The 13,254-nt window shown below is 48.2% G+C and carries 9 protein-coding genes; all 9 read right to left on the bottom strand.

The features are described from left to right. Positions 1–19 precede the first annotated feature (19 nt). The gene (locus KBW69_RS17940; protein ID WP_257281741.1) at positions 20–2,005 is read right to left on the bottom strand and encodes a hypothetical protein; all 1,986 of its coding nucleotides are present in this window, start codon (positions 2,003–2,005) and stop codon (positions 20–22) included. A gap of 164 nt (positions 2,006–2,169) precedes the next feature. Then, complete coding sequence (locus tag KBW69_RS17935; protein WP_257274462.1) at positions 2,170–4,059, bottom strand: hypothetical protein; 1,890 nt, start codon at positions 4,057–4,059, stop codon at positions 2,170–2,172. Between the two features lie 163 nt (positions 4,060–4,222). Next, a complete protein-coding gene (locus tag KBW69_RS17930) occupies positions 4,223–5,917 on the bottom strand; it encodes a hypothetical protein (RefSeq protein ID WP_257254507.1) in 1,695 nt (564 codons plus the stop codon). Between the two features lie 307 nt (positions 5,918–6,224). Continuing rightward, a complete protein-coding gene (locus KBW69_RS17925) occupies positions 6,225–8,018 on the bottom strand; it encodes a hypothetical protein (protein WP_257281740.1) in 1,794 nt (597 codons plus the stop codon). Between the two features lie 138 nt (positions 8,019–8,156). Further along, positions 8,157–8,369, bottom strand: a complete 213-nt coding sequence (locus KBW69_RS17920; protein ID WP_257254509.1) for a hypothetical protein — start codon at positions 8,367–8,369, stop codon at positions 8,157–8,159. Then, positions 8,353–10,020: a hypothetical protein gene (locus KBW69_RS17915; protein WP_257281739.1), complete on the bottom strand. Its 1,668-nt coding sequence runs from the start codon at positions 10,018–10,020 to the stop codon at positions 8,353–8,355. Before KBW69_RS17915 ends, KBW69_RS17920 begins: the two co-directional genes overlap by 17 nt. 184 nt (positions 10,021–10,204) lie before the next feature. Continuing rightward, entirely contained in the window at positions 10,205–12,019 is a 1,815-nt protein-coding gene (locus KBW69_RS17910; RefSeq protein ID WP_257281738.1) for a hypothetical protein, read from the bottom strand. Beyond that, on the bottom strand, positions 11,920–12,687 hold the full coding sequence (locus KBW69_RS17905; protein WP_257274643.1) for a hypothetical protein: 768 nt from the start codon (positions 12,685–12,687) through the stop codon (positions 11,920–11,922). The genes KBW69_RS17910 and KBW69_RS17905 overlap by 100 nt, the downstream gene beginning before the upstream one ends. Positions 12,688–13,153: 466 nt before the next feature. Further along, a partial coding sequence (locus KBW69_RS17900) for a transposase (RefSeq protein ID WP_257281759.1) occupies positions 13,154–13,254 on the bottom strand: 101 nt, incomplete at its 5' end.

Raw genomic sequence — 13,254 nt, 5'->3', positions numbered from 1 at the left:
TGAAAGTGCGGATGTCAGATCAAGGATTGAAGTCGTCGTTCTGGTCGACAACAACGGGCTTGCGTTTACGATGTATTCTTTTGTGTTTCGAAAGGCTGTCAGAATTTTTATAGATCCTTCCACACGGCTGCTGCTGGCCATCCTCTCCGATCGTCACGTCACAGATTTTTTCCTTGCCATGGATTCTGCTTTTGTGATTCGACAGGGTTCTGGCATTGTTGCAGACCTTTCCGCATGGTCGCTGCTGACCATCCTTCCCAACCACGATCACGTTGCAGTTTACTTGACTGCTGTGGACGCTTCTTTTGTGTTCCGACAGAGCTTTAGCGTGTTTGCAGACCTTTCCGCACAACCGCTGCTGGCCATCCTTCCCGACTAATGTTAAACAACAGGTTTTTTGCCCGCTGTGGTATTCGCTTTTGTGAACCATCAGAGACTGAGCATTCTTGCAGATTTTTCCGCACGGCTGCTGTTGACCATCTTCACCGACCACTGAGAAGTCACAGGTTTTTTGATTGGTGTGGAATCCGCTTTTATGAACCCAGAGGCTTCCGGCATTCTTGCAGACCACTCCGCAAGGTCGCAGCTCGCCATCTTTACCGATTACTGTGACGTCACAGGTTTTTTGCCCGGTGTGGTATCCGCTTTTGTGAGCTGAGAGAATACCAGCATTCTTGCAGAGCCATCCGCATGGTCGCGGCTGACCATCTGTCCCGACCACCATCACGTCACATACTTTTTGCCCGGTGTGGATTTTGCTTTTGTGTTCCGACAGGGCCCGGGCATGCATTGAGACCTTTCCACATGGTCGCAGCTGGCCATCTTCCCCAACCACTATCACGTCACAGGTTTTTTGCCCGGTGTGGTATTTTCTTTTCTGATCCGAGAGAGTTTTTTGGCAATGTGTAGGCACTCCGGGAGTTGCTCCTCCGGGAGGAAGACAATTATTCCCAGGCCCTGGCACATCATCATTGATTAGTCTGGTAACTTCAGTTATGTAAGCTGCTCCTGCGCTCGTTGAGTCTGGGACGACCCAGTCTGGGGCGACTCTGTCTATAGCATTGCTGCTAATGGCCGGGTTGCCATATCCATGAGCCATTAGCTTAATGAGTTGTTCAGAAACCGATTGGGGTTGATAGGCAGGAAGAGGATTCAATGTTTCGAAATGTGAGTGCTGAGGTCTAGCTTCTTCAGGATCAGCATGACTTATGTAAAGAGGATAGTGTCCATGCGTTAAATGGCAGCATGAGCTTCCTGAGGCATTCTGCAGCCATTCAGCGGGCACTCTGTCATTGGATGAGAGTCGCAATTGACAAACACCATTACACGGAAAGACGAAACAATTGAAGCCCAAAGTATGTTGGTGTTGTTGTTGATAGCCTTCGTTACCGTCACCGAAGCGGGAATACCAGAAGCCGGAAAGATAGCTTGTGTGATCCCGGGCGAGCTGGCCGGACGATTTTGATGACTGCTCTTGTTGCTGATAGGTTTGTTGGTTATCTCCAGAGCCAAACATCATTGTGATGGGGGCAAACGGGTGATTCCCCTGTGTTAACGTAGATGTTGCCTCTTGTTGTTCAATCATCTTAAACAGCGGTGAATCGGGGTTCCAATAGCTTCTTAACAGCCAATCAACAGTGACAACCACTTCTAAAGGTATCCATGAATAAGGGGTGGCGTTCAGAGAGGGGCTTTTAGTGGTCATAATCGGTTCGTAATTTACCAGCAGATGAGTAGCGTGAAGCAACTGCCATGAAATCGACTCAATAAGGATCGCTTTGAACCCGTAAACACCGGGTCTATATGGTTTGTCGTCAGGCGGTGAGTCAGATCCTGCATAGCTCTCTGTGCCGACAATGACCGACGGGTTGCCCGGCAATGTATACGGGCCAGGTTTTATGGAAAAGCTCTGGTTTGGAAAAACTGCATTTTGCTCAAGCTCGACAATATAACATTCTGTATAAGATTCGGCCTCACAGACGACAGACAACAACCATAACAGCAACAGTGTTGCCGAAAAGAGTGACTGTTTAATAATTTTATCCTTTCATTCCAGTGGGTAGAGAGGAAGGATAGATCAAGATAATAAGTTTGTTTTTCCGTCCAAGACCTTCTCCTAAAAACGAAAGATGGCGCCGGGCAAAACCTTATGAAAGGGCGGGTGTGAGATCAAGGATTGAGGTTATTATCCCGCTGCAAAGCATCAAACTTGCGCCTTCGATGTCTTCTTTTGTGTTGCGAAAAACTATGAGCGTTAATGAAGATCTTCCCACATGGCTGCGGCTTGCCATCCTTTTCGACCACTATAATGTCACAGGTTTTATCCCCGCTATGGTAGGCGCTTTTGTGGCTCGACAGAGATTGAACATTTTTGCAGACTTTTCCGCACAGCCGCGGCTGGCCATCCTTGTCGATGACTAATATATCACAGGTTTTTTGCGCAGTGTGGTATCCAGTTTTGTGAGACGACAGAGATCCTGTATTCTTGAAGACTACCCCGCATGGCCGGTGCTGGCCATCTTCCCCAACCACTATCACGTCACAGGTTTTTTGCCCGGTATGGATTTTGCCTTTGTGATTCGACAGAGATTTAGCATTCTCAAAGACTTTCCCGCATGGTCGGGGTTGGCCATCTTTCCCTACCACGGTCTCAAAACAGGTTTGTTGTCCGCTGTGACTGCTTCTTTTGTGATCAGATAGGCCTTGAGTGCCCAAGCAGGATTTCCCGCATGGCCGCGACTGACCATCCTCCCCGAACACTGTCATGTCACAAATTTTTTGTCCCCTATGGAATCTGCTTTTGTGATTCGACAGGGATCTGGCATTCTTGAAGATCTTCGCGCATGACTGCGTTTTGCCATCTTTCCCAACCAGGGTTAAGACACAGGTTCTTTGCAAGATGTGGTTGTTGCTTTTGTGATTCCCAGAGGGTTGCTGGCAATCAGTAATTACTTCGGGAGGATTTACTCCGGAAGGCACTCCTTCGGTAGGCGCGCCACCGGTGGCAAGACAGTTATTCTCTGGCATTGGCATATCATCATTGAGTGTCCCAATAGCATCAATTCTGAGGGCTGCCCCTGCTCTTATTGAGTCTGAGGTGACCCCTTCTATGGAATTGCCGCTATTGTATGGGTTGTCATCAATGTCACAAGTCAGAAGCTCAAATGGTAGGTCAGAGATCGACTGAGGTTGGATGGCTGGAAGAGGATTCAACCTTTCAAAATGTGAGTTTTGAGATGTAGCATCGACAGGATCAACATAACCAATGCAGCTTAAGCAGTGTCCGTACGCTAAATGGTGGCATGAGCTTTCGAAGGAACTCAGCTGTGATTCAGCTGGCCCTCTGCCATCGGATGAGTGTCGGAATCGACAAAGCCCATGACAAGGAAAGACGAAACAATTGAAACCCAAAGTATGTTGCTGCTGTTGAGGGTCTTCGTTACCGCCACCAGAGTGAGCGTAAGGGAGGCTGGTTAAGCAGCGTGTGGCAACCGGGGCGTGCTGGCCGGATGAGTCTGATGGCAGATCTTGTTGCTGATAAGGTTGTTGGTTATTTCCAGAGCCAAACATCATAGTGATGGAGGTAAACGCTTGATTCTCCTGTGTCGACATAAATGTTGCCTTTTGCTGTTTCATCGGGTTAAACGACGGTGAATCGGAGTTCCAATAGCTGTTTAAAAACCACCCGGCAGCGATAACCATTTCCAGGGATGGCCATGAAGAAGGGGTGGCGTTCAGGGGGGCACTTCTGGTGTTAAGAATCTTTTCGTAACCCACCAGCAGATAAATGGCGTAAAGAAACTGCCTGGAAATCGAATCAATAAGGATTGCTTTGAGCCTATAACCACCAGGTCTGTGTGGTTTGTCTTCAGGCGGTGAGTCAGATCCTTCATAGCCGTTTATGTCAGCGATGACTGACGGGTTGCCTGGCGATGTATGAGGGGCAGAGTTTATAGAAGAGCTACGGTTTGGAAAAACAGCATTCTTTTCAGGATCGACAAGAAAACGTTCTGCAAACGATTCGGCCTCATAGGCGACAGATAACAATATTATCAGCAACAGTGCTGCCGCAAAGAGTGACTGTTTAATAATTCTATCCTTGCATTTTAGTGGCTAGAAGGAAGGATAGATCAAGATAATCAGAGTGTTTTTCTGTCATAGACCTACAATCAAAAGCTAAGTGTGGAATCACGCAAAACCTCTTGAAAGAGTCGGTGTCAGATTAAGGGTTGAGGTTATCATTCTGGTTTTCATTATCACGCTTGTGTTTTCGATGCCTTCTTTTGTGTTCCCAGAGGCAATGAGCATTGTTGGAGATCTTCCCGCATAGCTGCCGCTTGCCATTCTTCCCGATCACTATCATGTCACAGGCTTTTTTCCCGGTGTGGTATCCGGTTTTGTGAGACGACAGAGATCCAGTATTCTTGCAGACCGCCCCGCATAGCCGCGGCTGGCCATCTTTCCCTACCGCTATCACGTCACAGATTTTTTGCCCAGTATGGTATCTGCTTTTGTGAACCGTCAAGCTTCGAGCACTCCTGCAGATTTTACCGCATGGCCCGGGTTGGCCATCTTCCCCAACCACTATCACGTCACAGATTTTTTGCTCGCTGTGGACACTTCTTTTATGTTCCGTCAGACCTTGAGAGCCCTTGCAGGCCATTCCACATGGCCGCGGCTGGCCATCCTCCCCGACCACTGTCAGGTCACAGATTGTTTGCCGAATGCAGCGTTTGCTTTTGCGATCTGACAGAGCTTGTTGGTAATGTGTAGTTTTTCCGGGAGGCGATCCTCCGGGAGGCGATCCTCCGGGGAGCGGTGCTCTGGCAGCAAGACGGTTTTTCCCAGCCATTGGCATATCATCTCTGAGTGGCACGGTAGCGTCAGTTGCATGGTCTGCCTCAGAGCTTATTGCGTCTGAGACGATCCCGTCTGAGGCAATCCAGCAGTCTAAGAGGATCCCGTCTATAGAGTTGCCGCTGTTGGCTGGGTCGCCATCAATGCCGTGGGTCAGTAGCTCAAATAGCAGGTCAGAAGCCGATTGGGGTTGAATGGTAGCAGGAAGATTCAATCTTTCGAACTGTGAACTTTGAGGTGTAACTTCTACAGGATCAACATAACCTATGCAACGAAGACAATGCCCATGCGTCAAATGGCGGCATGAGCTTTCTGAGGAAATCGGCTGCCATTCATTGAGCCCTCTGCCATCCGGTGAGTAGTGGAATTGACAAACGCCATGACAGGGAGAGACGAAACAATTGAAATCCAGGGTATGTTGGTTTTGTTGAGGGCCTTCGTTACCGCCACCAGAGCGGGAATACAGGAAGCTATCGAAACAGGTTGTAGCAACCGGGACATGTTGGCCGAATGAATCTGATGGCGGGTCTTGTTGCTGATGTGGTCGTTGGTTATTTCCAGAGTCAAACATCACAGTGATAATGGCAAACGTTTGATTCTCCTGTGTCAACATGGATGTTGCCTCCTGCTGTGTCATCGGGTTAATCAGCGGTGAATCGCAGTTCCAATAGCATTTTAAAAGCCAAGCGACAGCGATAGCCCATTCTACAGGTATCGATGAATAAGGTTTGGCTTTCAGAGGAAGGGCTTTAGTGGTCAGGATCAGTTCGTAACTCACTCGCAGATGAGTCGCGTAAAACAACTGCCGCGAAATCCGCTCAATAAGGAACGCATTGATCCCCTGAACGTCCGATTTGCGTGGTTTGTCTTCAGGTGGTGAGTCAGATGTTGCGTAGCCGTCAGTGTTGGCAATGACTGACGGGTTGCCCGGCAATATATGCGGATCAAACTTTACAGAATAGCTCTGGTTCGGGTAAATAGCATTCTGTCCACACTCTGCAATAAAACATTCTGGAAACGATTCGCCCTGACAGAGGGCAGACAACAATAATATCAGCAACAGTGCTGTTGCAAAGAGTGACTGTTTAATAGTTCTATCCTTGCATTCTGGTGGTTAGAGAGGAAGGATAGATCAAGATAATCATTGTGTTTTTCTGTCTGAGACCTTCCGTCAAAAATCCATGGAAGCGCTTGTGCACACTTTGATGAGCCCGAGCATTGCGATCACGGGCCATCCTGTTGTCAGATGGATGGCCTCGGGGATCTACTTAAGCGACCAGTGTCATTTAGTAGAAGGCGGGTGTTGTCTCCTACAGAGGTGTAGTTTTTTGCCCCATTCTTTCCACCTTCTCTTATTTAGGGCTGGGTTAGTCTTCTTGAGAGCTGGGGTCATTGTTCTGATCGACATCAACGTGTTTGCGCTTTAGATGCTTGCTTCTGTGCATCGACAGGGCCTCAGCACTTTTGCAGACCACCCCGCCTATCTGCTGCAGACCATGATCTCCGGCCACTTTTACGTAGCAGGTTTTTCGTCCGGAGTGGTGCTTGCTTTTGTGAACTGACAGAGACGGAGTATTCTTAGTGACTTTCCCGCATGGCCGCGGCTGCCCATCCTTCCCGATTACGGTCGCATTACAGATCTGTCGCCCGCTGTGGCTTCTGTTTTTGTGATCCCACAGAACTTTGGCATTCTTGCAGATCTTCCCGCATCGCCGCAGCTGGCCGTCTTCTCCGACTTCGATCAAGTCACAGGTTCGTTGACCTGCGTGTTCTTTTTTTTTGTGATCCGACAGCGTCCTTGTATTTGTGCTGATAGCCCTGCATGGTAGCAGTTGGCGATCCTCTCCGATCACGGAAACGTTGCAGATTTTTGGACCGGAGTGCTCTCTACCTTTGTGAGACGACAGAGACTGGATATTCTTGTAGACTCTGCCACATGGTCGTTGCAGGCCATCTTCCCCGATCACGGTCTTATCACAGATTTTTTGCCTTCTGTGGATTTTTCTTTTGTGAGCCGACAAGGCTTGAACACTCATCCAGGTCTTCTTGCCTGGCCGCGGCTGACCATCCTCCTTGACCACCGTCGCATCATTGGTTAATTGCCCGGTGTTGTGTTCACACGGAGCTTCTGAGCTGTCTGTCTGAGAAAGAGTTTGGCTCTGCGCGAATTGGGATGGTTCAGGGGTTGTTTCTTGTGGTTCTGAAGTCCCAATTTTGGGTGTGGATTGGATATTCGTAGCGAGAATTTCGATCTCCTTGAAATTGCCAGGTGTATTTCGTGGCCCGTTAATGGCCGCAAGATCATCCGCTATGGAAGACCAACAGCTCGGCGTTGGCACACCATCGTTGAGAGAAGCTTCAGGGGCAGGCGTTGAGCATCTGACGTTTACAAGATCAAAATAATCTATGCAACCAAGACAATGTCCACGGGTAAGATGGGGGCATGAGCTTTCGAACGAACTCAGCGGCCATTCATCTAGCCCTGTGCTATGGAGTGATGGTCGGAGTTGGCAAACGCCATGACAGGGATGGACGAAACAATATAAATCCAAAGTATGCGAGTATTGCTGAGGGTTCTTGTTGCCGTCGTCAAAATCAGAATACGATGGACCAGTGAAAAAGCCTGTAGGTTGAGCGTTGGCATCCGCGGCGTGCTGCCCGGATGATACTGATGACTGGTATGGTTGTTGGTTATTTCCAGAGCCAGCAGGCACCATAATGATGGCCGCAAACGTGTGATCCCACTGTGTCAGCATAGATGTTGCTTCTCGTTGCTCCATCGAGTTAAACATCAGTGAGTCGGGGTTCCAATAGCTTTTCAGAAGCCAACCGACAATGAAAACCACTTCTCCAGGTAGCCATGAATAAAGGGTAGAGCTTAAAGCGTTATCTTTGGCGGTGAGGATCAGTTCGTAATCAAAGAGCAGATGGGTGGTGTAAAGCCATTGCCACGAAATCGACTTGATAACGGTCGTTTTTACCCCGTAACTGCCAGATCTGTGTGGTTTGTCATCAGGCGGAAAACCTGATAGTCCATAGCTGTTTGTGTCAGTAATGACTGACGGGCTGCCCGCTAATGGATGCAGGTCACTCTTTATAGAAAAGCTCTGGTTTGGAAATACCGCATTTTGCTCAAGCTTGACAATATAACGTTCCGTCAAGGGTTGGGCCTGAGTGACGACAGACAGCCACAGTAGTAGCAATAGCGGTGCCGCAAAGAGTGAGTGTTTAATCGTTTTATCACTGCGTTCTGGTTGATAGAGAGGAATGATAGATCAAGAGAATAAGCGTGTTTTCTGTCAAAGATCCGACAGGGCCTGGGCATTCATGACAACCTTCCCGCATGACCGCAGCTGGCCACCCTCTCCGACTACTGTTACAACACAGGTTTTTTGCCCGCTGTGAACTTTGCATTTGTGATCAGACAGGGCTTTAAGATTGTTGTAAAAACAAAAGTTGCGAAAGGCAAAAAACCATTGAAGTATGGGTGTCAGATCAAGGGCCGAGGTCATCGTTCTGGTCCAGATCAGCATTTTTGCTTTTTCGATGTCTACCTTTGTGATCTGACAGGGCTTTAAGATTCTTGCAGATCTTTCCACATGGCCGCTGCTGGCCATCCTCACCGACCACTGTTATGTAGCAGGTTTTTTGGCTGCTGTGGACAGTTCTTTTGTGATCCGAAAGGGCATTAACATTCCTGCAGACTGTCCCGCATGACTGATACCGACCATCCTCCCCGACTATCTTAAAGTCACAGGTTCGTTGCCCGCTGTGGTTTTTTCCTTTGTGATCCGAAAGGGCTTTCGCACTCTTGCAGACCGTTCCGCATCGCCGCTGTTGGCAATTCTGTCCAACAACGGTTATTTCACAGGTTCGTTGCCCGCTGTGGACACTTCTTTTATGGTGCGACAGGGCTTGAGAATTCTTGCAGATCTTCCCGCATCGCCGTTGCCGACCATCCTCAATGAACATGGGGACGTCACAGATTCGTTGCGCGGTGTGGTATTTTGTTTTGTGAGACGACAGGGCTTTAGCACTCTTACACAATCTCCCGCATGGCCGCTGCTGGCCATTCCATCCAATCACTAATACGTCACAGGTTTTTGGCCCGGTGTGGTATGCGCTTTTGTGAGTTGACAAGGCTTGAACATTCCTGCAGACCTTTCTGCAGGGTCGCTGCCAACCATCTGCTCCAACTATTGTCACATCGCAGGTTGGTTGCTCCGTGTGGTACTCTCTTTTGTGGTCCGACACGACTTGTATTGTGCCTTTCAGGGAAAGATCAATTGGACTCTTACCTAATTGGGATGATGCAGTGCTTGTTTGGTATGTTTCTGAACATGCAACCTTAGAGGAAATTCCGGATTCTTCGAGAAAATTATTCAGATTAAATGGCTCCCCGGCGGCAGTTGCATAGGCAGCCTGTTTGATTTTTAAAGGATTAAAAGGACTTATGCAACTAAAGCAGTATCCATTAGCCAAATGAGAGCATGAGCTCTCTACGGAATTTAGAGACCATTCATCAGGCTCGCTGATACAGGATGATGATCGTAATTGACAAACGCCACGACAGGGATGGACAAAACAATTTAAACCCAAAGTATGTGAGTGTTGTCGAGGGTTTCCGTTACCGCGGCCAAAGCTGGAATAAAGGGGGGCAGTTAACGAGCCTGCAGGGTGGGTGATTGTTCTTGAAGTTCTCTGGCCTAATGATTCTGATGGCTGGTCTTGTTGTTCTTGTCCAGAACCTACCATCATAGTGATGGTGGCAAACGAGTGACCCCCCTGTAAGCGCATGGGTGTTGTCTCTTTTTGTTCAATCGGATTAAACGACAGTAAATCAGGGTTCCAATGGCTTTTTAAAAGCCAGCAGACGGCGATAACCACCTCTACAGGTAGCCATGAATATGAGCTGGAGCGTGGAGGGGTGTCTCTGGTGGCAGAGATTAGTTCGCAAGGCACCAGCAGATGAGTGACGTAAAGCCATCGCCATGAAATCGACTCAATAATCGTCGCAGATCTATGTGGTTTGTCGTTAAAGAGTGAATCTGACTCTTGATAGTCGTTTGCGCCGGCAATGTCTGGTAACTCTTCAAGCGTGGTAACAAAAGGTCTTGTCAACGGTTGAGCCTGAGTGATGACAGACAACGTCAATATCAGCAACAGCATTGCCGTAGAGAGTGAGTGTTTAATCTTACTAACCTTGCATTCTGGTCTACCAAGAGGAAGGGTAGAGCAAGAAAATAAATGTATTTTCGGCCACAGACCTTCTGTTAAATACCAAAGTTTGCACAAGGCAAAACCCCATGAAAGGGCGCGTGTCAGACCAACGACTGAGCTCACCGCTTTAGTCCAGATCAACAGGTTTGCGTTTTCGATGCACTCTTTTGTGATCTGACAGGGCTTTAAGGTTCTTGCTGATCTTCCCACATGGCCGTTGCTGGCCATCCTTCCCGACGACTGTCAGGTAGCAGATTTGTCGCTTGCCGTGGGCGCTTCTTTTGTGATTCGACAGGACTTGTATATTCCTGCAGAGCATCCCGCATGGCCGCGGCTGACCATCCTTGTCGACCACGTTCATGTCACAGGTTTGTTGTCCGCTGTGGTCTCTTTTTTTGTGATTGAACAGGGCATTAGTATTCTTGCAGACTGCACCACATGGCCGCTGCCGACCATCCCCCGCGATTATTGTTATGTCACAGATTTTTTGCCCGGTGTGATATAAGCTTTTGTGAACCGAAAGGGCTTTGACATTTTTGCAGATTTTGCCGCATGACTGCTGCTCACCATTCTTCCCGATCATGGGCATGTCACAGGTTTTTTGCCCGGTATGTTTTCTTTTTTTGTGATTCGAAAGAGCATTTGTATTCTTGCAGACAGTCCCACATGGGTACTGCTGGCCATCTTCCCCGATCACTGTTACGTCACAGGTTTTTTGCCCGGTATGATATGCGCTTTTGTGAACTGACATGGCTTTGGCATTCTTACTGGTTTTACCGCACGACTGTTGCTGACCGTTCTTCCCGACCACTATAGCGTCACAGGTTTTTTGTCCGGTGTGCTTTATTTTTTTGTGATCCCTTAGGGCAGCAGCATTCTTGCAGACTATCCCACACGGATGCTGTCGGCCATCATCCCCAACTATTTTCACGCCGCAGGTTGATTGCTCAGTGTGGTATTCGCTTTTGCGATCAGACAGGGCTTGTGTTGTGCCTTTCCGGACGGGATGAGCTTGGCTTTGACCCAATTGGGATGATGCAGTGGGTGTTTGCTGTGTTTCTGAATGGGTAAGCATAGAGGATGTACCAGATTCTCCTGGAAAGCTATGTAGATTGAGTGGTTCGTAATGGGTATTTTTATAGACGACTTGTGTAATGTTTAAAGAATCAAAATGACCTATGCAACTAAAGCAGTGCCCATCAGACAAATGGGGGCATGAGCTTTCTGAAGAATTTAGCGACCATTCAACAGATCCTCTGTTATCGGATGATAGTCGTAATTGACAAAAGCCATGACAGGGATGGACGAAACAATTTAAATCCAATGTATGTGATTGTTGTTGAGGCTCTCCTTTGCCGCCACCATAGTCAGTCATACCAAGAGGGCGGAAGGAAGAGCCTTTGAGTTGGATGGTTGCTCCTGAGGCTTCCCAACCGGATGATTCTGATGGCTGGCCCTGATGTTGGTCTCGTCCAGAACCCGTTATCATTGTGATCATAGCAAACGAGAGGTCCACCTGTGTCAGCATAGGGGTTATCTCTTTTTGTTCCATCGATTTAAGCGACAGTGAATCAAGATTCCAATAGTTTTTTAAAAGCCAAACGACAGCGACAACCACTGCTAAAGGTAACCATGAATAAGAATTGGAGCACAGAGGGACAATTTTGGTGTTCAGGGTCAGTTCGTAACCCGTCAGCAGATGAGTGATGTAAAGCCATTGCCAGAAAGTCGATTCAATGATGGTTGTTTTTACCCCATAATCTTGATTGTCATGAAGCAGCGACTCTGAAACAACATAGCCATTTGTTTCAGTGATGTCTGGAAGTGTATGCCGATCGCACTTTATAGAAAAGCTCTGGTTGGAAAAAACTGCATTCTCTTCAAACTTGACAATAAAACGCTCTGTCCATGGTTCAGCCTGACAGACGACAGATAACAGCAACGACAGCATTGCCGCAGAGAGTGAGTGTTTAATCTTTCTATCCTTGCCTTCCGGTCTACAGAGAGGAAGGATAGAACAAGAAAAGTAGTGTGGTATTCGCTTCTGTGGTCCAACAGGGCCTTTATTGTGCCTTTCCGGGAAAGATAAATCTGGCTCTGGATCCGTAGGGATGATGCAGTGGTTGTCTGCTGTTTTTCCGAGTGGGTAAGCGTACGGGAAATAACGGATTCTCCGTGAAAACTATCCAGATTGAGTGGCCCGTAAGGGGCAGTTGTATAGTCGGCCTGTGTAATGTTTAGAGGCTCAAAATGACCAATGCAACTAAAGCAGTGCCCATCAGCCAAATGAGGGCATGAGCTTTCTGCGGAATTCAGCGGCCATTCATCGGGCCATCTGCTATTCGATGATGGTCGGAATTGACAAATACCATGACAGGGATTGGCGAAACAATTTAAGCCCAGAGTATGTGAGTGTTGTGGAGGGTCTCCACTACCGCTGCCAAAGCCAGAACACACGAGGTCATTGAGAGAGCCTGTGGATTGGGTGATTACCTCTGAGGCTCTCCGGCCGGATGGTTCTGATGGCTGGCCTTTCTGTTGGTCTTGCCCGGAACCCAATGTCACCAACAATCGAGTTTGAGTGACGACAAACAGTGACAATAACAGCAACAGTGGTGCTGTAAAGAGTGAGTGTTTAGTAATTCTATCCCTGTGCTGGCTTACAGAGAGGAAGGATAGAATAGGACAATCAGTGTGTTTTTGTCTTTTGGACGTTCTGGGCTATTCTCGCAAAATCGCTAATCCTAATGACGGGTAGAGGGTTAAATAAGATCCCTCTGTAGGGGACAATTTAGAGACAAAGCGTGATATGAAAGGGTAAATAGGTGGCCAATACCAAGTATTCTGCAAGCATCCCGTATTGCCCGAACTATGGGGCATGGTACCGAGATCAACTCCAGGCGTAAACGTCTCAAGCGCTTCTTCGTCCGGAGTGGCGTTAATAAGCTCGCAGTTATACCTGCTGGCGAGTACCCGCTCTCCCTTTTATATCAGGATTCGTTACGAAATTGTCCCCTACCTATAGCCGAAAGAGCGCTCCCTGCGACTTAGCAGGGAGGTGAATTTCGTCAGCCCGTCAGGGCTGATCCTGGTTCTCAATATACTCTTTGATAACTTCCAGTGGCGCACCACCACAGCTCCCTGCAAAGTAGGATCGTGACCACAAAACCGGCTTTT

Origin of the sequence: Endozoicomonas sp. ISHI1, from assembly GCF_024606225.1 — a bacterium.
GTDB lineage: Bacteria > Pseudomonadota > Gammaproteobacteria > Pseudomonadales > Endozoicomonadaceae > Endozoicomonas_A.
The sequence above is the reverse complement of the archived record's forward strand: the minus strand, read 5'-3'. Positions and strand labels throughout refer to the sequence as shown.

Coding starts and splice junctions, on each gene's coding strand:
- KBW69_RS17920 (WP_257254509.1), bottom strand. CDS start 8,369: ATGACCTCGGCCCTTGATCTGACACCCATACTTCAATGGTTTTTTGCC.